The sequence below is a fragment of the Neisseria sp. Dent CA1/247 genome (assembly GCF_022870825.1).
In the GTDB taxonomy this organism is placed as follows: Bacteria; Pseudomonadota; Gammaproteobacteria; order Burkholderiales; family Neisseriaceae; genus Neisseria; species Neisseria zoodegmatis.
Genome location: NZ_CP091522.1, coordinates 1,208,060 through 1,231,381, shown reverse-complemented (window position 1 = coordinate 1,231,381; position 23,322 = coordinate 1,208,060). Strand labels below are relative to the sequence as shown.

At 48.9% G+C, this 23,322-nt stretch carries 22 protein-coding genes; 2 read left to right on the top strand and 20 right to left on the bottom strand.

What is annotated here, in order from left to right:
- Positions 1-41 precede the first annotated feature (41 nt).
- From ispG to cmk, 9 genes are all read right to left on the bottom strand, one after another.
- The gene (ispG, locus tag LVJ85_RS06165) at positions 42-1,313 is read right to left on the bottom strand and encodes a flavodoxin-dependent (E)-4-hydroxy-3-methylbut-2-enyl-diphosphate synthase (protein ID WP_085363774.1); all 1,272 of its coding nucleotides are present in this window, start codon (positions 1,311-1,313) and stop codon (positions 42-44) included.
- Positions 1,313-2,248, bottom strand: coding sequence for a helix-turn-helix domain-containing protein (locus LVJ85_RS06160; protein WP_244742586.1), 936 nt, complete (start codon positions 2,246-2,248; stop codon positions 1,313-1,315). The genes ispG and LVJ85_RS06160 overlap by 1 nt, the downstream gene beginning before the upstream one ends.
- The gene (gene pilW, locus LVJ85_RS06155) at positions 2,248-3,012 is read right to left on the bottom strand and encodes a type IV pilus biogenesis/stability protein PilW (RefSeq protein WP_244742583.1); all 765 of its coding nucleotides are present in this window, start codon (positions 3,010-3,012) and stop codon (positions 2,248-2,250) included. Before pilW ends, LVJ85_RS06160 begins: the two co-directional genes overlap by 1 nt.
- A 1-nt stretch (position 3,013) precedes the next feature.
- Complete coding sequence (gene rlmN / locus LVJ85_RS06150) at positions 3,014-4,108, bottom strand: 23S rRNA (adenine(2503)-C(2))-methyltransferase RlmN (RefSeq protein WP_244742580.1); 1,095 nt, start codon at positions 4,106-4,108, stop codon at positions 3,014-3,016.
- Positions 4,109-4,234: 126 nt separating this feature from the next.
- Complete coding sequence (gene ndk / locus LVJ85_RS06145) at positions 4,235-4,660, bottom strand: nucleoside-diphosphate kinase (RefSeq protein ID WP_085363778.1); 426 nt, start codon at positions 4,658-4,660, stop codon at positions 4,235-4,237.
- Positions 4,661-4,738: 78 nt separating this feature from the next.
- Positions 4,739-5,899, bottom strand: coding sequence for a cell division protein ZapE (gene zapE, locus LVJ85_RS06140; protein WP_244743083.1), 1,161 nt, complete (start codon positions 5,897-5,899; stop codon positions 4,739-4,741).
- Between the two features lie 220 nt (positions 5,900-6,119).
- Positions 6,120-6,428: an integration host factor subunit beta gene (locus LVJ85_RS06135; protein WP_054598636.1), complete on the bottom strand. Its 309-nt coding sequence runs from the start codon at positions 6,426-6,428 to the stop codon at positions 6,120-6,122.
- 9 nt (positions 6,429-6,437) lie between these two features.
- A complete protein-coding gene (rpsA, locus tag LVJ85_RS06130) occupies positions 6,438-8,123 on the bottom strand; it encodes a 30S ribosomal protein S1 (RefSeq protein WP_115133467.1) in 1,686 nt (561 codons plus the stop codon).
- A gap of 160 nt (positions 8,124-8,283) precedes the next feature.
- A complete protein-coding gene (cmk, locus tag LVJ85_RS06125) occupies positions 8,284-8,943 on the bottom strand; it encodes a (d)CMP kinase (protein ID WP_244742576.1) in 660 nt (219 codons plus the stop codon).
- Positions 8,944-9,242: 299 nt separating this feature from the next.
- Here cmk and LVJ85_RS06120 point away from each other — a divergent pair, with 299 nt between their 5' ends.
- Together LVJ85_RS06120 and LVJ85_RS06115 are read left to right on the top strand one after the other, a co-directional pair.
- Positions 9,243-10,475 carry a uracil-xanthine permease family protein gene (locus LVJ85_RS06120; RefSeq protein WP_244742574.1) on the top strand — a complete coding sequence of 411 codons (1,233 nt, stop codon included), beginning with the start codon at positions 9,243-9,245 and terminating at the stop codon, positions 10,473-10,475.
- Positions 10,476-10,651: 176 nt separating this feature from the next.
- The gene (locus LVJ85_RS06115; RefSeq protein ID WP_085363782.1) at positions 10,652-10,927 is read left to right on the top strand and encodes a helix-turn-helix domain-containing protein; all 276 of its coding nucleotides are present in this window, start codon (positions 10,652-10,654) and stop codon (positions 10,925-10,927) included.
- Positions 10,928-11,031: 104 nt separating this feature from the next.
- Here LVJ85_RS06115 and LVJ85_RS06110 read toward each other — a convergent pair whose 3' ends face one another.
- From LVJ85_RS06110 to LVJ85_RS06060, 11 genes are all read right to left on the bottom strand, one after another.
- Complete coding sequence (locus tag LVJ85_RS06110; RefSeq protein WP_244742571.1) at positions 11,032-12,243, bottom strand: beta-ketoacyl-ACP synthase; 1,212 nt, start codon at positions 12,241-12,243, stop codon at positions 11,032-11,034.
- A gap of 24 nt (positions 12,244-12,267) precedes the next feature.
- Entirely contained in the window at positions 12,268-12,768 is a 501-nt protein-coding gene (locus LVJ85_RS06105) for a lipoprotein (RefSeq protein ID WP_244742568.1), read from the bottom strand.
- Between the two features lie 229 nt (positions 12,769-12,997).
- Complete coding sequence (locus LVJ85_RS06100) at positions 12,998-13,327, bottom strand: YegP family protein (protein ID WP_244742564.1); 330 nt, start codon at positions 13,325-13,327, stop codon at positions 12,998-13,000.
- A gap of 198 nt (positions 13,328-13,525) precedes the next feature.
- The gene (locus LVJ85_RS06095) at positions 13,526-14,449 is read right to left on the bottom strand and encodes a GTP-binding protein (RefSeq protein ID WP_244742561.1); all 924 of its coding nucleotides are present in this window, start codon (positions 14,447-14,449) and stop codon (positions 13,526-13,528) included.
- A complete protein-coding gene (locus LVJ85_RS06090; RefSeq protein ID WP_244742558.1) occupies positions 14,440-14,907 on the bottom strand; it encodes a Fur family transcriptional regulator in 468 nt (155 codons plus the stop codon). Before LVJ85_RS06090 ends, LVJ85_RS06095 begins: the two co-directional genes overlap by 10 nt.
- Positions 14,908-15,036: 129 nt before the next feature.
- Positions 15,037-17,835 (bottom strand): translation initiation factor IF-2, encoded by a 2,799-nt coding sequence (gene infB / locus LVJ85_RS06085; RefSeq protein ID WP_244742554.1) that lies wholly within the window; start codon positions 17,833-17,835, stop codon positions 15,037-15,039.
- 12 nt (positions 17,836-17,847) lie between these two features.
- A complete protein-coding gene (gene nusA / locus LVJ85_RS06080) occupies positions 17,848-19,344 on the bottom strand; it encodes a transcription termination factor NusA (protein ID WP_244742551.1) in 1,497 nt (498 codons plus the stop codon).
- Between the two features lie 40 nt (positions 19,345-19,384).
- Entirely contained in the window at positions 19,385-19,816 is a 432-nt protein-coding gene (gene rimP / locus LVJ85_RS06075) for a ribosome maturation factor RimP (RefSeq protein ID WP_115133476.1), read from the bottom strand.
- Positions 19,817-19,985: 169 nt separating this feature from the next.
- Positions 19,986-20,510, bottom strand: a complete 525-nt coding sequence (locus tag LVJ85_RS06070; RefSeq protein WP_244742548.1) for a hypothetical protein — start codon at positions 20,508-20,510, stop codon at positions 19,986-19,988.
- Between the two features lie 414 nt (positions 20,511-20,924).
- Entirely contained in the window at positions 20,925-21,089 is a 165-nt protein-coding gene (locus LVJ85_RS06065; protein WP_157739154.1) for a hypothetical protein, read from the bottom strand.
- A 43-nt stretch (positions 21,090-21,132) separates the two neighbouring features.
- Positions 21,133-23,064, bottom strand: a complete 1,932-nt coding sequence (locus LVJ85_RS06060) for an ATP-binding cassette domain-containing protein (protein ID WP_244742545.1) — start codon at positions 23,062-23,064, stop codon at positions 21,133-21,135.
- Positions 23,065-23,322 lie beyond the last annotated feature (258 nt).

Here is a 23,322-nt window from a genome sequence, read left to right as displayed (position 1 = left end):
TATCTGCAAATGAGCAAAACCGGGAAAAATCTCACTCAATACTAAGCAGATTTAATGGGAATAATGCGGTTTTCATTACGCTTTTTCCCACCTTCACCGTAATTGGTTTCCACATAGTCCTGAACAATCGCCAAAAATTCGGCAGCCATATTATCGCCTTTCAGCGTAACCTTACGTTCGCCATCAACATATACCGGCGCAACCGGCGTTTCGCCAGTACCCGGCAAGCTGATACCGATATCTGCCAATTTACTCTCACCCGGCCCATTAACTACGCATCCCATTACCGCAACGTTGAGCGATTCAACGCCGGGATATTGAGTGCGCCAAACAGCCATTTGATCACGCAGATAATGCTGGATGTCTCTTGCCAACTCTTGGAAAACCGTACTGGTAGTGCGACCACAGCCCGGACAGGCTGTTACCATGGGGGTAAATGAGCGCAAACCCATAGTCTGTAAAATTTCTTGGGCAACCACCACCTCTTGGGTGCGCGGGCTACCCGGCTCGGGCGTTAAAGAGATCCGAATAGTGTCGCCGATACCTTCCTGCAATAACACGGCCAAAGCGGCAGTAGAAGCCACAATACCTTTACTGCCCATGCCTGCTTCTGTAAGACCCAAGTGCAAAGGGTAACGGCAACTGTCGCCCAATTTACGATAGACTTGAATCAAATCTTGTACCGCGCTTACCTTACAAGACAAAATAATCTTGTCTTCCGGCAATCCCAAATCCACTGCTTTTTGCGCGGATTCCAAAGCCGATACGATCAAAGCCTCCTTCATCACTTCTTCCGGAGGCAGCGGCGTAGAAGATGCCAAATTTGCATCCATCATACGCTTGGCAAGACTTTGATCCAATGACCCCCAGTTAACGCCGATACGAACAGCTTTATTATGTTCGGCAGCGGTACGGATCATATAAGCAAATTTTTCATCTCCCTTTGCTCCTTTACCGACATTGCCCGGATTGATACGGTATTTTGACAATGCCTTGGCACAATCAGGAAATTCCTGCAACAAACGCTCTCCGTTAAAATGAAAATCGCCCACCAAAGGCGTTTGGCATCCCATATCATTCAGACGGCTTCTAATCTCTGCTACTTTAGAGGCAGCTTCGGGGCTGTTTACCGTAATCCGCACCATCTCCGAGCCGGCATCGCTCAATTCTTTCACTTGTTGTGCCGTACCGATAGCATCGGCCGTATCGGTATTGGTCATAGACTGCACCACCACGGGAGCGTCGGAACCAACGGTCAGATGGTCAATGTTTACCTGATAAGTTTCTCTGCGTTTAATAGGAGAATGACTCATTACTGCCCCGCGATGAATGATGAAGTCGTTTTACCGACCATATGCTTACGAACAGCGATTTCTTGACCGCCATAATTTACGGTAGCACCGGGCGCATAGCCGATCCAAACATTGTAAGGTGCACTGCCTTTGAAACGGTGCTCACTTCCAGCCGGTACAATTTCATTAATCACAAACTGATCATTCTTATCTTTGATGACCAGTTTAGAACGGTAATGAACCTTAACTACAAGCTCATCAGCTGCAACGGGCATTTCCCCACTTGCCGCCGCAACCATATCTTTCGCTGCTTCGGAAGCAGTCGTAACACTAGATGCAGTAATTACAGGCTCTGAAGCAATTTTTACCTCCGAAGCGGTGGATGAAGGGTTAAGAATAGCAGAGGCAACCGCGTCGCTCCCCATCGCTACCACGGAAACATTATCTGCATTCAGGCCGCTAGCCCCTGCATTGTCTAATTCAGGAGGAACAACGCTGTCATTTTGCTTGGCGTATTCTGATTGTGATTTACTTTGCCACACATAAACACCGCCTCCAATCAAAGCCAGAAGCACTAATCCTAAAATCCATTTGGGAAATGATTTACCGACTTCTGTTTGCTGATAATTGAGCAACGAACCGCTGTTTCTTTCTACTGCATAAATATTGCTGCGGCTCTGCGGCATAATGCGGTCTAAATAAGCAGACACTTCTTGTTCATCTAAACCTAAAAAACGCGCGTAAGTGCGCAAAAAACCTCGCACAAACACCAATTCGGGCATACCTTCGTAGTTGCCACTTTCAAGCCCTTCAATCTGGCGTGCGGAAAGCTTCAACCGTTCGGCCACTTCTCCAATAGAATAGCCTTTTTGTTCCCTAGCCTGACGCAGCTTCATGCCCAATTCTGCGGCAACGCCACCGGTAGAATATTGTTCGGTATTTTGATGATCAGTCATTACAAACGTCCTGTTGTAATTGTTTGCAGCTCTTCAGAATAAGGATAATTTGCCCTCAATTGCGCTTCATATTCATAAGCAGCTTGGGTATCGCCCAAACTCTTGTAGATTTTCCAACCTAACAATAAATCATCAGCGCTCAAAACATCAATTTGGCTTTGGTACTGTCGGAAATAATAATCCGCATCGCTTAAATTGCCCGCCAGCATTTTCGTGCGCGCCATTTCTTTCAATACAGGGAAAAACTGCGGTGCAGCAGCTAAAGCACGTTCAAAATAAGCTTCCGACAAAGAATATTGGCCCATTTTGGCGCTACATATACCTTTATTTAAATTGGCAATATGTGGTGAAGGATAAGTCGGATCGGCCAATGCTTTATCAAAATAAGCAATAGATTCATTCGCGCGGTTTTGTGTACTGCACAAGAACCAGCCGTAGTTGTTGTTGATTTCAGCGCTGTTAGGTTTGATAGACAATGCTTTTTGGAAACTCTCTTGAGCTTTATCCGTAACCTTCAAATATTGATAAATTTGCGCACGTATCAGCCACGCATTTTCATTCTTACCATTAGCTGCAAGCGCTTCATCAATGCTTGCGACAGCTTGGCGGTAATCTTGCGCACGCATGTATTCCAACGCCAGTTGCGTTTTAATATTAGATACCTGATGAGCACGCTCGCGTGCACTAGGCTGTTTGTTGGCATTTCCAGCGCATGCAGTCATGCCCAACATCAATAAACAAATCCAACCGGCTTTGAATTTCATATCAACCTCTTTGTTCCAGCAAAACTTGCTGCCATTTTTGCTGCCTGCGTGTTTTATCTTTCACCTGACCGGCAAGCTGCCCGCAAGCAGCGTCAATATCGTCACCACGGGTTTTTCTTACCGTTACCACGAATCCGGCTTGCTGCAAAATATCCCGGAATACTTGGATATTGGCATTGCTCGAACGGTTGTAGCCTGAATTCGGAAATGCATTGAAAGGTATCAAGTTGAATTTACACGGCACATCACGCACAAGCTGGATCAACTCCTTCGCATGTTGTACCTGATCATTCACGCCGTCCAGCATCACATATTCAAAGGTAACAAAATCTCTCGGCGCCTTTTCCAAATAACGTCTGCATGCCGACATTAATTCTTTCAATGGATATTTTTTGTTTAACGGCACAATCTGGTCACGTACTGCGTCATTGGAAGCATGTAATGAAACAGCCAAAGCCACCGGCATGACTTCTTTCAATCTGTCCATTTGCGGAATCATACCGGAGGTGGAAACAGTCACGCGGCGGCGTGACAAACCATAACCATGATCGTCCAACATGATGCTTAAGGCAGTAACTACGTTATCAAAATTTGCCAGCGGCTCGCCCATCCCCATCATCACAACATTGGAAATGATCCGCTCGTTTTTCGGCGTAACACCTAAAGCTTTATTTGCCCACCACAATTGACCGATAATTTCGGCCGTACTCAAATTCCGATTAAAGCCCTGGCGGCCTGTCGAACAAAATGTGCACTCCAATGCACAACCTATTTGAGACGAAATACACAAAGTTCCGCGTTCTGCTTCGGGAATAAAAACGGTTTCCACACCATTTCCGGTGCCGACATCCAACAACCACTTGCGTGTGCCGTCTGAAGATTCTTGAGCAGCCATTAACTGGGGTACTTCCACTACCGCATGCTCATGCAGCTTCGCCCGTAAGGATTTCGCCAAGTCAGTCATTTCATCAAAATCAGACACACCCGATTGATGCATCCAGTGCATGACTTGTTTGGCTCGGAAAGGTTTTTCTCCCATTTGGGCAAAGTACTGGGTCAAACCGTTTAAATCAAAATTCAGCAGATTGGTTTTCATGTTCAACTTTAAGCTTTTAAATGAAAGCTTTATATATAGATCCAGCTTAATATTTTAAAGCTGCCATTTAAAAACCTTCAGGCCGTCTGAAAAAATCAGACAGCCCGAAGAATAACAAATCTTTGTTTAGCGGGCGCAGAGTTCGCTTTCGCTGAAGAAATAAGCAATCTCTTTAGCGGCATTTTCCAAGCTGTCAGAACCGTGAACAGCGTTTGCATCAATAGATTCTGCAAAGTCGGCACGGATAGTACCGGCAGCTGCTTCTTTAGGATTGGTAGCACCCATCAATTCACGGTTTTTGGCTACTGCATTTTCGCCTTCCAAAACTTGAATCATTACCGGGCCGCTGGTCATGAAAGATACCAAGTCGGCAAAGAAAGGACGCTCTTTATGAACAGCATAAAAATCTTGAGCTTCTTTTGTGCTCAGATGTTTCATTTTAGCGGCAACAATGCGCAAACCGTTGCTTTCAAAACGAGTATAAATTTGACCGATAACATCTTTAGCTACTGCATCAGGCTTGATAATAGAAATGGTACGCTCGATAGCCATGAAGAAAGTTCCTTTATATTGTTATTAACTTAAATAAAAAGCCAAGAATGTATTTTAGCAAACTCCACCCGTATTATGTTAAACATCAGCGTTTTTTTTGTTTTTGACGCCCAATGTCAAATGCGGCTGAGCCAAATACTCTTCTGATTGCATTTCCACCATCCTACTTACCGTGCGGACAAATTCATGCGCAAAATCACCTTGTACATAAATTTCTTCCGCCGGCACTTGGCTGGTGGCACAGAATTTAACCCGGAAGTCGTAAAGCACGTCTATTAACCATGTCAAACGGCGGGCTTCTGCCTTTTCACTCTCATTCAGCTTTTCGATTCCCGATACGAAAACCATTTCAAAGTTTTCAGCCAAATAAAGATAATCCGCCTGAGAACGAGGGCCAAAACACAAAGCACGAAAATCAAACCAAATCGCTTTATCGTCTCGAGCATTACACATCAACTCCCGACCATGTATTGTGATAGCTTGGGGCGACTTGGTTTTACCGTGTGCAACTTGAGCAAACAAAGCAGCGAGCTTTTCTTCATTTTCCTGATTATCCGGCACATAGAATACTTCAGCCGGCTTTAAAGTACGCAAGCGGTAGTCTTCGCCACCATCCACATTCAAAACAGTCAGCTTATTTTCAATCAAAGCAATGGTAGGCAAAAAACTACTGCGATTTTGACCCTGCGGATACAGTTCCGAAGGTGCATAATTTGATGTGGCCACCAAAACCACTCCGTTTTCAAACAGGTTTTCCAAAAGCCTGCCCAAAATCATTGCATCTGCAATATCGCTTACATGAAATTCATCGAAACACAATACCCGTGTTTCTTTAGCAATTTCAGCAGCGACAGCCTTCAAAGGATTCGCCTCACTTTTCAAAACCTTCATGCGTTTGTGTACTTCAGCCATAAAAGCATGGAAATGTACACGGCGTTTGCGGCGATAAGGCAAGCAACCGTAAAACACATCCATCAGAAAACTTTTACCTCTACCCACTCCGCCGTAAAAATACAGCCCCTTCGGCAGTTGCGGCGAGCGCAAACTTCGGCCTAAAAAGCGGTTGCGTTTACGCTTAAACATCATCAACTCCGTCCACAAACGGTCGAGATATTCGATGGCCTTGGTTTGTGCTTCATCGCGGATAAATGCCGGCTGCTCGGAAGCAGCCTGATACCAAGTAAGCGGACTGTGATTGCTGAAATCAGGTGCTACAAACCGATTTTCTTTATTATTCATCATTATTATTTAAAGCAGATAAACAGGCTTGCCATTATAAATGATTTCAGACGGCCTCCAAGCGTTTATTGCCGAATGAGGTTCGGTTTGTTTCATTATTCTTTAAATAGAATAACTTCTGACATTAAAGTGCTTGCCCACAAATACTATCTAAGCAAACTTACATGCCAAATCTACAAAAGAAAAACGCTGCATTTCTGCAGCGTTTGTTTTGTATTGCTTATTTGTCTGACATCGCTTGGTCGACGCGCTCGCGCAACTCTTTACCCGGCTTGAAGTGGGGCACGAATTTTTCGGGCACTTCCACACGCTCACCGGTTTTAGGGTTACGGCCGATACGGGCCGGACGGCGGTTCAGATCGAAGCTGCCGAAACCTCGGATTTCAATACGTTGACCTTTAGCCAGTGAACGAGTCATGGTATCTACCAAAACTTTTACACTGTACTCTACATCTTTGGCCACTAATTGAGTACCGTTTTTCTCAGCGAATACTTCTGCCAGACGAACCATTAATTCAGACTTGGTCATGTCTGCACCTTACTCCTGATCGCCAGACAGTTTAGCTTTCAGCAAATCGCCCAAGCTGGTCGTACCGGCACTTGCAGTTGATGCAGCATTAACTGAATTCAAGGCATCGCGGTTTTCTTTAGCGTCTTTTGCTTTAACAGACAGTTTGATGCTGCGGTTTTTGCGGTCAACGGTAGAAATAACGGCTTCTACTTCTTCGCCTTCTTTCAATACGTTACGCAAATCTTCAACGCGCTCGCTAGACCACTCGGAAGCAGGCAGGTAAGCTTCAACTTCGTCAGACAATGCGATAACGGCACCTTTGGCATCTACTGATTTGGCAGTACCTTTTACCAAAGAACCTTTGTCGTTTACGCTGATGAAGTTACCGAAGGGGTCGCCTTCCAATTGCTTGATACCCAAAGAGATGCGCTCTTTTTCAACATCGATAGCCAATACAACGGCTTCCACTTCTTCGCCTTTTTTGTATTTGCGTACGGCTTCTTCGCCCGCTTCAGTCCAAGACAGGTCAGACAGGTGAACCAAGCCGTCGATGCCGCCGGGCAAGCCAACGAATACGCCGAAGTCGGTGATAGATTTAACCGCGCCAGACAATTTGTCGCCTTTGTTGTGGTTGGCGGCAAACTCTTCCCACGGATTAGCTTGGCATTGTTTCATGCCCAAGCTGATGCGGCGGCGGTCTTCGTCGATTTCCAGAATCATTACTTCTACTTCGTCACCCAGCTGAACAACTTTGCTCGGATGTACGTTTTTGTTGGTCCAATCCATTTCGGAAACGTGTACCAAACCTTCGATGCCTTGTTCGATTTCCACGAATGCACCGTAGTCGGTCAGGTTAGACACTTTACCGAACAGACGGGTACCTTGCGGATAACGACGGGTCAGGCCGCTCCAAGGATCTTCGCCCAATTGTTTCATACCCAGAGAAACGCGTTGTTTGTCTTGGTCGAATTTCAATACTTTAGCTTCAACTTCTTGACCGACTTCCAGCACTTCGCTCGGATGTTTCACGCGGCGCCATGCCAAGTCGGTGATGTGCAACAGGCCGTCGATACCGCCCAAGTCAACGAATGCACCGTAGTCGGTAATGTTTTTAACGATACCTTTAACCACTGAGCCTTCTTGCAGGTTTTCCAGCAGTGCTTTGCGCTCTTCGCCCAAAGTAACTTCCAGAACTGCGCGGCGTGATACCACAACGTTGTTGCGTTTTTTGTCGAGTTTGATCACTTTGAATTCTACTTCTTTGCCTTCAAAGTGTGAGGTGTCTTTTACGGGACGTACGTCAACCAGCGAACCCGGCAGGAAGGCACGGATGCTGTTGATCATAACGGTCAGGCCGCCTTTTACTTTGCCGTTGATTACGCCGGACAGGATGTCGCCGTTTTCCATGGCTTCTTCCAAGGCAATCCAATCGGCAGCGCGTTTGGCTTTTTCGCGAGACAATTTTGTTTCACCGAAACCGTTTTCAACTGATTCGATGGTTACGGTAACGAAATCGCCAACTTTTACTTCAATCTCGCCCTGTGCGTTTTTGAATTCGTTTACATCGATCAGAGATTCTGATTTCAAACCGGCATTTACGGTAACGAAGTTGTTGTCGATTGCCACTACTTCAGCGGTAATCACTTCACCGGGGTTCATCTCTTGAAGGGTAAAGCTTTCTTCCAACAGCTGGGCAAAATTTTCCATAGTCATATATAACTCTTTTCAATACACCGCCAAGGGGTGCGGGTTTGGTTTTTAAAAAGCCTGATGCCCTTGGCGCAACAAGCTTATGTAATCAAAAATGTTTTTCAGACGGCCTCAACATATTGCGAGGCCGTCTGAAAAACAATGCGGCATTATACAGCACTAATTAGATTTCTGCATACCAATCAAGCACTTTTTTTACTGCTTCATCAATGGTCATTTCACTTGTATCCAGCAAGTGCGCATCGGGCAGTTGTTTGAGCGGGGCAACCGGTCTTCTACGGTCGGCCTCGTCGCGCGTTTCGATATCGGACAATATTCTTTCAAAAGCCACGCCGTTAAGCGGTTCGCCTATCTGCTTGGCTCTGCGCTCGGCTCTGATTCGGGCGGAGGCGGTTAAAAATATTTTCAAAGCGGCGTTTGGGAAAATGACCGAGCCCATATCGCGCCCGTCTCCGACCAAGCCTTTTTCAGTCAGAAAATCGCGCTGCCGCTGCAACAATGCTTCGCGCACTTTCGGCAGCCCGGCAACGGCGGATGCGCCCATACCTATGGCTTCGGTACGGATGGCATCTGATACGTCTTTGCCGTCTAATAAGATGGTTTTTCCGACAAACTCGACCGGCAGGTTTTGCGCCAGCTTCGCCAATGATTCTTCGTCATTCCATTGAACGCCTTGCTGTTGGGCATAAAGAGCGGTGAGCCTGTAAAGCGCACCGGAATCGAGATAATTGAAACCTAGAGCAGAGGCGACCAATGAGGCGACTGTGCCTTTACCTGACGCGCTGGGGCCGTCGATGACGATTATTTTTCGGTTTAAATCCATTGTCTTGTCTTCTTCAGTAGGAAGCTTTTGAAAAAATAGGATAACAGATTGTTAACTTCAAATCTGTTTGAATATTTTCAGACGGCCTGATTCATTCCATCTGACTGACAGGCCGTCTGAAAACAAATACCAAGGCGGATTATATCGGCACACTCTGTTTCTGCAAGTGATTTTGTTTGAACGGTAAAACGGAAGCTGGCTATCGAGGCCGTCTGAAACCGCGCAAACAGGTAAACACAACATGCTTTGGCGGCGCTATAATTGCGACCGTTTGATTTCAATAGCTAACGGAACTTAACATGCAACAACTTAAACTTGCCGTTTCCGGTGCACAGATTTTATTTGTGGCATTCGGTGCAATGGTACTCGTGCCCCTGTTGACCGGGCTGAACCCCGCCTTGGCGCTTTTGGGCGCAGGTATCGGCACGCTGCTTTTTCAAGCCGTAACCAAATTCAAAGTGCCAGTGTTTCTCGGCTCTTCTTTTGCCTTTATCGCGCCGATTATCTACTCCATCAGCGAATGGGGATTGCCTTCCACGATGTTCGGCCTGTTTGCCGCAGGCTTTATGTATTTTGTTTTTGCGGCGCTGATTAAATGGCGCGGACTGGCAACGGTAAACCGCTTGTTGCCGCCGGTGGTGATTGGCCCCGTGATTATGGTTATCGGCCTATCGGTTGCCGTCGTTGCCAGCCAAATGGCGATGGGTCAGGCCGACGGCAAACAAGTGGTGGACTATACCCAATCTTTGATGCTTTCCGGTTTTACGTTTGCGGTAACTGTAGTAGTGGCCGTGTTCGGCAGCAAAATGATGAAGCTTATCCCCATCCTGATCGGCGTGGCGGCAGGCTACATTGCGGCATGGGTTTTGGGATTGGTTAACACCGCTCCGATTGCCGATGCGCCTTGGTTTGCCGTGCCTCAATTTGTTACGCCGCAAATCAACTGGCAGGCCGCACTGTTTATGCTTCCCGTTGCCATTGCACCCGCCATCGAACACATCGGCGGTGTGATGGCTATCGGCAAAGTAACCGGCAACAATTACGCCAAAGACCCCGGTTTGGATAAAACGCTCGCCGGCGACGGCTTAGGCGTGTGCGTGGCCGGTTTGATCGGCGGCCCGCCCGTAACCACTTATGGCGAAGTAACCGGCGCGGTGATGATTACCAAAAACAGCAACCCCTACATCATGACTTGGGCGGCCATATTTGCCATCTGTATGGCGTTTTTCGGTAAATTCAATGCGTTTTTGGCATCTATTCCTTTACCTGTGATGGGCGGCATCATGATTTTGCTGTTCGGCACCATCGCTTCACTCGGCTTGAAAACCTTGATTGATGCTCAAGTAGATTTGATGCGGCCCAAAAATCTGGTCATCGTCAGCTCCGTGCTGACTACCGGCGTAGGCGGCATGGTGATTAAATTCGGCACCGTCAGCTTTGCCGGCGTGGGTTTGTGCGCCATTCTCGCCATTATACTCAACTGGTTGATTCCAGATGAAAAACCTGTTGAAACACTGAATGAAGAAATCTAAACCCTGTTTGTAACACCGCAATATCTCGGCGAAGAAACCAATCAAGCAAGTCAAAGGCTTGGCATTATCGGTTTCTTCGCCGATTTTTTTATAGCCGTAAACCGATTGATCCGCCGTATTTCCTTCTTACTCAATGTGAAGTAAAATCCGTTAAAGCAAATTCATAAGGAAACATCATGAGCAACAAACTGACCGCCCCCGCCGAGCTGCCCGACGAATCGGATTTACGCGCGGTGTTGGCCTACAATATGCGCCTGTTCCGCGTGAACAAAGGCTGGTCGCAAGAAGAACTCGCCCGCCAATGCGGGCTTGACCGTACCTACGTTTCCGCCGTGGAGCGCAAACGCTGGAATATCGCGCTGTCAAATATTGAAAAAATGGCCTTAGCTTTGGGCGTACCGGCTTACCAGTTGCTGCTTCCGCCGCAAGCACGTTTGGAAATGATGGGCTGAGTTTGAGCGATTAACGATGCACTTGGAAACATTGCAAATACGTTTAAGCCTTTACATACATTTGAGGCCGTCTGAAATTTTCAGACGGCCTCAAATGTATTTACTTAAACCGATTCTCCAATAATCAACACGGCATTACTGCCACCGAAAGCGAACGACGAACTGGCGCCCACTCTTCGCCGCTGCGGCCAACAGCTGTCTTTATCGGTTAAACCTATTTCCGGCAACGCTTGGTCTTGCACACCGTCCCACGACTGTGGCGGCAGTTTTCCTTCGGGATTAACATGGCGGCTGACCATGCCCCACAAAAATGCCGCTTCAACTGCGCCGGCCGCACCGAGCGTATGGCCTGTGTACGGTTTGGTGGAAGTGCAAGGCGTATCGGTGCCGAATACTTCCGCCACGGCAATACTCTCCATGCTGTCATTATGCAGCGTGCCGGTGCCGTGCAGATTAATCCAACCGATATCATGGGCATCAATGCTTGCATGCTTTAAGGCCGTCTGAAAAGCTTTTATCGCACCCAAGCCGTCCGGACGGGGCGACGACATATGATAAGCATCGCTGCTCGAACCATAGCCCAACAACGGCAGGCTGTCTTCAAACACAGCTTCGCGCGTCATCACAAAAACGGCCGCACCTTCGCCGATATTGATGCCGTTGCGGTTGGCTGAAAACGGCGTAGCCAAGCCTGAAGACAACACTTCCAGCGAAGCGAAACCATTGATGGTTAAGGGAGAAAGCGTGTCCACGCCTCCGCAAACCACCGCATCACACAAGCCCGCACGCAACAAGCGGGCGGCGCTGATTAACGCTCTCACACCCGATGTGCAAGCGGTAGATACAACGTAATTCAGGTTTTTCAAACCATACATTTCGGCCACAAATTCCGCCGGCGCATACATCAACTGCTGAGCCTGTTTAAACGGCACGCTCTGCCAATCTCCGCCTTGAGCGACATGTTCAAACATTCCGATATTTTCATCCACCCCGCTGGTTGACGTACCGATCACGACGCCAATGCGTTCCGCACCAAAGCGGGATACTGCCTGCTCGATTTGCGGTTCGATCTGTGCCAAAGCATGCCAAAGCAACTGATTGTTTCTGCTTCGGAATGCTTCGGAAAGAGATTCGGGAAACGGTCTTAAGGTTTCCCCAACCGCGCCGAAAGCATATCGTTTCCCTTTCACCCATTGGTCAGAAAAAGTCAGCGGAGAATCGCCGCCGGGATGCAGCAAGGCGTTAATATGGTTTTGCAGACCGCTTCCCATCGCGCTGACCAAAGCAGGTGCTGATAAATAAACAGAATCGCTCATTTCTTGATGTATTCCTGAGATGATTTACTCTTGAATCGGCGTTACCGCCCATGTTGTCTGATCGGGGAAAGTAACCTGCCAGCGCCCCATCGCGCCTAACACACACCACAGTTCGCGCCCGCGTTGATGGTAACACTCGCCTTTTTCGGTGGTCATTCGGCGTTCCAAATCGGGATAAACACTGGCGGAATCTTCTGCCAAAACCGGCAACATGGCGCCAAACAAACGGCGCGCCGCAGCATTGGGCATCACAAACCCGTCGTTGCTCCAACCTTTTTGCGTAAGCACTTGGCGGGACAAAGGCGCACCTAAAGCATCGGTTTGGACAAACCGCACCGAATCTTTGTTTTGCTCGACGGCCAACAAGCTGTTTTGAATCACATTTCCGCCCGCATCGTACTGCGTGAGCTGAAACCAGTTTCCAGCCGTTTGCCCGAGAGCGGGCACGGTTCGGGGTTTCGGCACGCCCGATGTACAAGCGGCAAGCACTAATGCGGCCGATAAAGCGGTAACTATTTTCTTCATTGTTCCTACCTAAATTGTGTTCGTTTCCTGCCTGAAACAGCAGACTGCGTAGGCAGAGGCCAGCGTAAAAGGCGGATAATACGCTTAATTGATTACCTGAGAAACCTGTATTTTAACCAAGCAAATCTTCTGAAATGGAAGATAAAAGCACCATCAAATACCCCCGGATTTATGCTGAAACCCGGGGGTAAGATCATACTCATTGCTGGCAGTAATCAAACTCAAAGATTTAATAGTCTTCCACTACACCGGCCTGCGGCGCACCGTTTTTCACCTGTGCGATAGCCGCTTCGCGCTCGGCTTCACCGGCATACATCATACTGGTGCCGACAACCTGCCCGTTGGCGGCTTTCACATTAAAATAAAATTTGCCTGAACTGCTGGTTTTCAATTCATAGCGGCTATCGTTACCGGCATTGCTGCGTACCGATTCGATACCGTTTTGCGCGGAAGCTTTGCTGCTGTATTGCTCGCTGCGCAGAATGGTTTTGTCTTCTTCGCCAATGAAGTTGAAATGAAACTCACCGCCTTCGCTTTTCTTCAGTTCAAATGTTGCCATTGCTGACTCCTTCAGTAAAATCTGCATGCAAAAAAAACATCAAAAAAATCATATTCAAACAGGCATTTCGACGAACACTATAATGACCCTGCTTCGAGCTTGTCAATACTCGCACCGCTCATGCAAAGGCCGTCTGAAAACTTCGGCATCGACAAATTGCGATGAAATGTTTTCAGACGGCCTCAACCGGTTTGGGCATTATTCCAATGCTGCTTTGAGTTTTTGCTCGATTAAATCCGCATCAAATGCTTTGGCAATCAGCTCGAAACGGCTGTCGCGCCGCCATGAAACTTGGTTCGCGCCCCATTTGCCGTCCACCCAGTTGAGCCATACCCACGTACCCATTACCTGAAACACGCCTTTGGCGCGCACCAGACCTTCGGTAAATTTCGGCAGATCGTTGAAAAAATTGGTAAGACGTTCGCCGTCGAAATCTTGCCCGGCCGGGAAGGTAAAGCCTTGCGATTGATAGCCCATGGTATTGTCGGGCAAGGCTTTCAAGCGGTAGCGGGATTTTTCCACCACGGGGATTTCCAGCCATGCGATATCCACTTGGGCGTTATCCACTTCCACCACTTTGGCTTTGGGCGGGAAGAGCTTGGCGGCTTTTTCGCGGAATTCCGCCAATACTTCGGGCGTGCACAAATCGGTTTTGCTGGCCACCAACACATCACACACGCCGATCTGGTCTTTATACAAAGCCTGTTGTGCATAATTGGGATCGACGAACTGACGCGGGTCGACTACAGTAAACACAGCGGCGATTTCAAGCTGTTCGTCGAGCGGTTTGACTTTCAATTCGTCAATCACGCTGGCGGCATGTGCCAAACCGCTGGCTTCAATCATCAGGCGGTCGGGCTGGGCATCGCGCAACATTTTCTGCACGGTAGCGCCCAATTGCGGGCCGGCGGTACAACACAGGCAGCCGCCGGCAATTTCGGCAACGGGAATGCCGTTGTTGCTCAACACGGCACCGTCGATGCCGATTTCGCCAAATTCGTTCACGATAATGACCCATTTTTCATTCGGGTCTTTTTGTTCCATCAAACTTTTCAGAGCAGTCGTTTTACCCGTACCGAGAAAGCCCGAAATCAAGTGGACTTTGGTTTTTTTTACCGACATTTTTTGCACACTCCTGTTAATACGACATGTTCTTCTTTCAAAACAAAACCGCTTGCCGCCACACCTGCGCGCAACGCCGACCACTCTTTGCTGAGGGTTTGTTCGTCAACCTCTCCGCATTCGGTACACACGAGAATAAACGCGCTGTGATGTGCGGCTTCACCATGCTCATGACAATGCGTATCGCATTCGTGCTGAGCATGACTGCACAACACATAGCCGTTGACGGCAGCCACTTTATGCAGCACGCCCTGCTCCGCCCAAAAGTCCAACGCCCGATACGCAGTCGGCGGAGCCACTACGCCTTCACTCTGCTGCTGCATTTGCGACAGCACGTTATAGGCTTTAATCACGCCGGTTTGCTGCAATACGATGTCCAAAACCTGTTCGCGCAAGGCGGTAACCTGCACCCCGTCTTTCTTGGCTTGGGCGAGGATTTTTTCTTTAATAGTAGTCATGGCTTTTCAGACGGCCTGTTTCTGATTGAGGAATACTTATTATAACGAGGTTGACCTCGATATGCGAAAGGCCGTCTGAAAGTTTCGAAAAAACTTTTCAGACGGCCTGTTGTTACCGTTCGGGCACCATTACAACGAACGTGCCACTTCTACGATTTCAAATACTTCCAGCTGGTCGCCTTCCATAATTTCATTGAAGTTTTTCAGCATCAGGCCGCATTCATAGCCCATGCGCACTTCTTTAACGTCGTCTTTGTAACGCTTCAGCGAGGCCAGCTCGCCGGTATGGATAACCACATTGTTGCGGATGAGGCGGATGTGCGAATCGCGCTTCACGATACCGTCGGTAACCATACAGCCGGCGATATTGCCTACTTTCGATACGCTGATAACCTGACGGATTTCCACCGTACCGATCACTTGCTCTTTCTCTTCCGGTGCCAACATACCGCTCATGGCCGCTTTCACATCGTCGATGGCATCATAGATGATGTTGTAGTAGCGGATTTCGACATCTTCGCTCTCGGCCAGCTTGCGTGCAGAACCGTCGGCACGCACGTTAAAGCCGATAATAAATGCGCCGGACGCAATCGCAAGGTTAACGTCAGACTCGGTAATACCGCCCACGCCGCTGTGCAGCACGTTGACTTTCACTTCGTCGGTAGACAGTTTTTTCAGACTGCCCGAAAGTGCTTCGTACGAACCTTGAACGTCGGCTTTGATGATAACCGACAGCGATTGCGCCTGCTCGCCCATGTTGCTGAACATGTTTTCCAACTTGGCCGCCTGTTGTTTGGCCAAACGCACGTCGCGGAATTTGCCTTGGCGGAACAACGCGATTTCACGGGCTTTTTTCTCATCCGCCAATACCATAGCGTCTTCACCCGCATTAGGCACGTCGGACAAGCCGAGGATTTCAACCGGAATCGACGGGCCGGCTTCTTCAATCTGCTTGCCGTTTTCATCGGTCATCGCGCGGATCTTACCGAACGCGGTACCGGCCAACAGCATATCGCCTTTTTTCAGCGTACCGCTTTGAACCAGCAAGGTTGCCACCGCGCCGCGTCCTTTATCCAAGCGCGCTTCAACGATGATACCTTTGGCAGGCGTATCAACCGGAGCAGTCAGCTCCAACACTTCGGCTTCCAACAACACGGCTTCCAGCAGCGCATCAATATTCAAACCTTGTTTGGCCGATACATTGACAAACTGCACATCGCCGCCCCACTCGTCCGGCACAACTTCATGCGCCGTCAACTCTTGGCGGATACGCTCGGGGTTGGCTGCCTCTTTATCGATTTTGTTCACTGCCACCACAATCGGCACGCCCGCCGCTTTCGCGTGGGCAATGGCTTCGATGGTTTGCGGCATCACGCCGTCATCGGCGGCCACTACCAGAATCACAATGTCGGTGGCTTTGGCACCGCGGGCACGCATGGCGGTAAACGCTTCGTGACCCGGAGTATCCAAGAACGTAATCACACCGCGCGGGGTTTCCACGTGATAAGCGCCGATGTGCTGGGTAATGCCGCCCGCTTCGCCTTGCACCACTTTGGCGCGACGGATGTAGTCGAGCAACGAGGTTTTACCATGGTCAACGTGACCCATTACGGTAACAACCGGCGGACGCGGGAATTGCTCTGCCGTTGCAGCGGTTTCGGCATCATCGCTCAAGAAGGCTTCGGGATCGTCGGCAGCGGCAGGCTTACCGATGTGGCCTAATTCTTCTACTACAATCAATGCGGTATCTTGGTCGATGGACTGGTTGATGGTAACCATCATGCCCATTTTCATCAGCGCCTTAACCACTTCTACGCCTTTAACGGCCATTTTGTGCGCCAAATCGGCCACGGTAATGGTTTCGGGCACCAACACTTCATGCACCACCGGCTCGGTCGGTGCTTGGAAAGCATGTTGGTTCGGCTCCAGCTTGAGTTTTTTGCCTTTTTTGCCGCCGCGCACGCGCTCTTCCTGATTGGCATTTTGATTGCGGCCTTTGCCTTTATCTTTGCCACCGCGCGGACGGCTTTCCATCTCATCGCGGTTGTGGCGGTCTTCTTTCTTGGCACGCGCAGGCGCACCGGCTTTGCCCGAAGTAGAAGCCAAAGGCGCTTTTTCGCTCGGCTTGGCGGAACGCTGTTCGGCCGCTTTGCCTTCTTTGGCTGCTTTCGCTTCCTGTTGCGCCTGAAGTTTCACGGCTTCACGGCGTGCTTGACGCTCTTGCTTCTCTTTCAACAATGCTTCCTGATGCGCACGCATAGCAGCGGCACGGCGGGCTTCTTCATCACGCTGTGCTTGCTCTTCCGCGCTTACTACCGGCTGGATAACCGCAGGAGCGGCTTGTTTTTTCGGCTCTTTGTGTTTTCCTTGCTTGGCCGGCTTCTCTGCTTTGGCCGTCTGAACAGCTTCTTGGGCTTTCTCTTCCGCGGCTTTCTTTTCAACTGCTTTTTCTTCGGCAGCCTGCTCGGTGCGTGCCTGAGTTGCTTTTAATTTGGCCGCTTCTTCTTCGGCTTTGGCTTTTTCGGCAGCCGCACGTTCGGCATCTGCTTTGGCGGCCGCTTCGCGCTCCGCCTGTGCAGCAGCTTCGGCTGCTTTACGCGCTTCTTCCTGCTCAGCTGCGGCCTTAGCTTTAGCCTCGGCAGCCAATTCGTCGGCAGAAGGTACAATCACTTTTCGGCTGCGGCGGCGGGTTTCCACCTGTACGCCGCTAACAGTGCTGACTTCGGCTTTTTTGCGGCTGATGCTGATGGTACCGCCCTCGCTGCCGTGCGATTTTTTCAGATATGCCAGCAAGAGCTGTTTATCGTCAGATGTGATGCTGTCTCTGCCGCTGTTTTTATGCACACCGGCACTTTTTAATTGTTTCAATAAATCGTCGACGGGTTTTTTAAGTTCGGCGGCAAATTGTTCTACTGTAGTGTTACTCATACTATTACCCCCTTAGTTTTCTTCGGTGAACCAATGTTCGCGGGCTGCCAAAATTACTTTCTTGGCTTCTTCCTCGCTTACTCCGGTAATTTCAATCAATTCGTCTACCGCCAGTTCAGCCAGATCGTCGCGCGTGGTAATGCCGGCCTGAGCCAGATCACGCAACATGTCTTGATCGATACCGTCGAGATTACGCATATCTTCTTCTACATCTTCCAGTTTTTCTTCAGATGCAATGGCCAACGTCAGAATCGCGTCGCGCGCACGGTTACGCAAGGTTTCTACGATGTTTTCGTCAAAACCTTCAATTTCCAGCAATTCGGCAGCAGGCACATAGGCTACTTCTTCCAAAGTGGCAAAACCTTCTTGCAAAAGAATGTCGGCCGTTTCTTCGTCCACATTCAAATGCTCGACAAACAGATTGCGGATGGCCGCATCTTCGGCAGCGTTGCGTTCTTCGGCTTCAGCAACCGTCATAATGTTCAACTGCCAACCGGTCAAGTCAGCCGCCAAGCGCACGTTTTGTCCGCCGCGACCGATGGCCAGCGCCAATTGGTCTTCGGCAACCACGACATCTACCGCATGCTTGTCTTCGTCAATCAGAATGCGGGTTACTTCGGCGGGTGATAATGCATTAATCACAAACTGGGCGGTTTCGGGAGACCACAACACAACGTCGATGCGCTCGCCTGAAAGCTCGTTGGTTACCGCGTTCACACGGGAACCGCGCACGCCGATACAGGTACCTTGCGGGTCGATACGTTGGTCATTTGCTTTAACGGCAATTTTGGCACGGTGGCCGGGATCGCGGGCGGCTTCTTTAATTTCCAACAAGCCGTCTTCGATTTCAGGCACTTCCATGGCAAACAATTTCACCAGAAAATCACGCGAAGTACGGCTCAAAATCACTTGTTTGCGGCCTGAAGCACCGATTTCGTCTACCCGCAAAAACAAAGCGCGCACGCGGTCGCCGTTGCGGAAATTCTCGCGCGGAATCATTTGGTCGCGCGGCAACAAAGCATCCAGCTTACCGATTTCGATGATGGCACCGTGACGCTCGACACGCTTTACCGTGCCCATAACGATATCTTCTTTACGGGCCAAAAATTCGTCCAAAATTTGTTCGCGCTCCGCATCACGAATTCGTTGCAGAATAATTTGTTTGGCAGTTTGGGCGGCTTGGCGGCCAAAACCTTCGTTTTCCATCGGCTCTTCATAATATTCGCCGATTTGAATGGTAGTACCCGGAATTTCTTCTTGGATTTCTTCGATGGTTTTTTCTACGTCCGGATAGGTGTAGTCTTCGTCGGCCACAATCAACCAGCGGCGGAATGTTTTATATTCGCCGGTATCGCGGTCAACTTCCACGCGCACATCCATATTCTCGCGGCCGCTCTTCTTTTTGGCGGCAGTGCTCAATGCAAACTCCAATGCACTGAATACCACTTCTGGATCAACATTTTTCTCGCTGGCTAAGGCTTCTGCCAGTAACAGCATCTCACGACTCATTTATTATTCTCCGTTAATTCAAATATCTTAAAAATTTATCTTAAAAATTAAACTCGGGGCGCAAACGGGCACGGTCAATGTTTTCCAGCTCAATCTCGGCTGTTTTACCGTCAAACTCAATGCGCACAATATTATTTTCACAACTCTCGATACGGCCGATAAAGTTTTTCTGCCCGTCAATCGGCAGGCGCGTTTTGATTTTGGCCTGCTGGCCGGCAAAACGTACAAAATCAGCAGCCTTTTTCAAAGGACGATCCAAGCCCGGGCTGGAAATCTCAAGGCGCTTGTAGTCAATGTCTTCCACCATAAACAAACGGCTTAAATGATTGCTGACAGTTGCGCAGTCTTCTACGGTAATACCGCCTTCTTTATCGATGAACACACGCAAGTCGCCTTGCGCGGTCAATTCAAAATCCACGAGCTCATATCCCAAGCCCGGCAGGGTTTTATCGAGAATGGTTTGAATATCCATAACACTCCAAAAACAAAAAAATGGCCCTGTGGCCATTTTTCGTGAAAATTGAAAAATTTACTGATTATAACGCGTTTACTTATAAAAGAAAAGCAAACAAATGCCTCTTGTTATGTTTACGGCAAGCCAGTCTAGCTGCACCATCATGCGGTTTCAGACGGCCTCACCATCACATACGCCCCAATTCCCGCTGCAATGCTTGGATATTTTGCTGGCGGTCGAGTACGCTGCCTTGAAGTTGGGTAATTTGCTGCTGATCAATATTGCCGTTTTTTGCCGCGCGCGCAGATGCTAACGATTGCTGCGCTTCTGTTAAAGCTTTGCGTTCATTGGCTAATTCTTGCTCCAAGATAGAACGGCGGCTGTTATTACCAGGCGATTTAGGTGCCACAGGCGGCGGAGAAGCCTTGGCTTGCACCGGCGCGGCTTTGGCTTGGTTTTTAGAGGATGGCGTTTTTTCTGCCAGCTGCTTTTTAGGTTCCGCAGCCTGACTCTGCACATATTGGGGTTGGTCATAACGGGTGCTGCTATATCGACCGATAGACGGCAAATCTGCGGCTTGGCAATTGCCGATGCGTTTGGAAGTATAGGTAATCTGACCATTCACTACACAGGTATAAATTTTGGCAGAGGCCGTCTGAATTCCTGACAGCCCCAACAGTAAAAACGTACCAATCCCGATTAATTTTTTCATATTATTCAAATATCTTTAATACAGAAACCAAGCTTTCAACGCAAAATTTAAGCAAAGCCAAACCTTGCTTAATCACATTCGTGCTTGAGCTTGGCATGTAAAGCTTCTTTCAGACGGCCTTTGTACAAACCAATAAACAGCCGATCTGTTGTTCTCCGATATGAAATCAGCCGCACAAAGAAAAAAGAAAATTGGAAACATCAAAGCTGCTTCACCTGACGTTGCACCAACATAAAGCTGTATGACAAGCCAAATAAGAGCAGCTTTCTTTTATCTATCCATTATCCGTATTCTTTTGCATAATGTTCTTTAACAATACTGCGCAAAACAGACACAGAAAAAGTTATTTAAACGCTTACGGCTAAACGGCCAAAAGCATAATCCATCTGCATGGATACTGCAATCCGGATTCAATTAAATTCTATCGCTTGCCGCATAGAGAGAGGAAGGCTGTGCATCTGCCACCAGCTCCGGCTCCAATGCAACTTTAATAGGCTCGCCCGCTTCTGATTTTTGCGACAAAAGCACTTCGCTGGCTGCCAACAATAAAATAGCCTGTTTGAATGATGTATAAGACATAATAAAACCCCGTAATTTAATGGTTATTCATGGTTATTTAAGATCAACTTGATGGGGCAGCTGAAAATTGTGTTTCAATCTCGTTTTCAATTTGTTCCAGCTCTTCCTGCCAACCTAACCAACTCTCCTCAAGTTTACCCAATTTTACCTTAACATCAGCCAAATTAGCGAGGGTTTGCTGAAGCTTTACTTTATTCTCTTCCAAATAAGCGTCTTCTTGTGACAAAAATGTTTCACATGCCGTCTGAATCCCGCTTAATTCGGCCATTTCCTTTTCAGCTTTGTCGATTTTTTGCTGCACGGGCTTGGTGCGTTTGGCTTTTTCCTGCCGAATTTGCGCTTCGAGGCGTTTGGTGTCTTTGCGGCTTTGGGTTTGTGTCGAAGCGGCGGGCGCTACGGCGGCATTTTCCTGTGCCAAACGCCATTGGCGGTAATCGTTTAAATCGCCGTCGAAGTTTTTCAGACGGCCTTTGTCGATTAACAGAAAGCTGTCGGTGGTGGCTTCGAGCAGGCTGCGGTCGTGCGACACCACGATCAATGCACCCTGAAAACTCTGCAAAGCCACGGTAAGCGCGTGGCGCATATCCAAATCGAGGTGGTTGGTCGGTTCGTCGAGCAGCAGCAAATTAGGCTTTTGCCACACAATCATCGCCAATGCCAACCGCGCTTTTTCGCCGCCGGAAAAAGGTCCGATTTTCTGTAAAGCCATATCGCCGACAAAGTTGAAGCCGCCGAGAAAATTGCGGATTTCCTGCTCGCGCACATCGGGAGAAAGCTGCTGGATGTGCCAAACGGGGCTTTGGTCGTCGCGCAGGGTGTCAAGCTGGTGCTGGGCAAAATAGCCGATGTTGAGCTTTTCGGATTTCACCATCTGGCCGGACAATAAAGCCAATTCTCCGGCCAAGGCTTTGATAAAGGTAGATTTTCCGCTGCCGTTCACACCCAGCAATCCGTAGCGCGCGCCGCTTTCCAGCGATAAGGTGATGTCGTGCAGCACGACCGTACTGCCGTAACCCAAATCGGCTTTGTCCATTTTCAGCAAAGGGTTGGGCAAATGTGCCGGCGTTTCGAATTCAAATGAAAATTCGCTGTCGAGATGCGCGGGGGCGATGCGCTCCAGCTTGGCCAACGCTTTCATGCGGCTTTGCGCCTGCGTGGCTTTGGTGGCTTTAGCTTTAAAGCGGTCGATAAACGATTGCAAATGCTTGATCTGCGTTTGCTGCTTCACATACGCGGCCTGCTGTTGCGTCAAACGCTGGGCGCGTTCGGTTTGGTAAAAATCGTAGTTGCCGCCGTATTGGGTGAGCTTCTGATTCGATAATTCAACGGTTTGCTTGGTAGTGGCATTCAGAAAATCGCGGTCGTGCGAAATGATGATTTGGGTACACGGCAGGTTGGCGAGATGGTTTTCCAACCACAGCACGGTTTCCAAGTCCAAGTGGTTGGTCGGTTCGTCGAGCAGCAATAAATCGGCGCGGCACATCAAGGCTTGGGCGAGGTTCAAACGCATACGCCAACCGCCGGAAAAGGCTTTCACGGGCTTGCCGTGTTCTTCCTGAGCGAAACCCAATCCGCTTAACAGTTTGGCGGCGCGGGCGGGTGCGGTGTATGCGTCGATTTCTTCGAGCTTGGCGTGCCACTCGGCGATTTTGATACCGTCGTTTTGTGCTTCGGCTGCCGCTAAGGCCGTCTGAAACTGTTGCAGCTCGGCATCGCCCTGCAAAACATAATCTAAAGCCGAAATATCCAACGCAGGCGTTTCCTGCGCTACCGCCGCCGTTTTCCAATGTTTGGGAATCAGCACATCGCCCGCATCATGTGTGATTTCCCCTTTGATTAAAGCAAACAGGCTCGATTTGCCGGTGCCGTTTTTACCGATTAAGCCGACGCGCTGGTTGGGGTTGACGGTGAGATTGGCTTGGTTGAGCAACACTTTCAGGCCGCGCTGGAGGGTGAGGTTTTTGAGTTCGATCATGGGAAAACGGGGCGGAGTACAAAAAGCGGCTATTTTAACTGAAATAGGGTTTGCTTTCTTTGATATATTGCCCCAAGCATTTTTCAGCTATAAAAGTATAAGAGCAAACATGCAGCTTTAAACCTTGAAGATAAATAGGCTCCGACTGACTTATACAGGCCGTCTGAAACGGTCTGCAATCTGATTCATCTTGGCCGGAAAATTTTTCAGACGGCCTTGTTATCTCTACTATTTACCGCATGAACTCATCAATGCGAT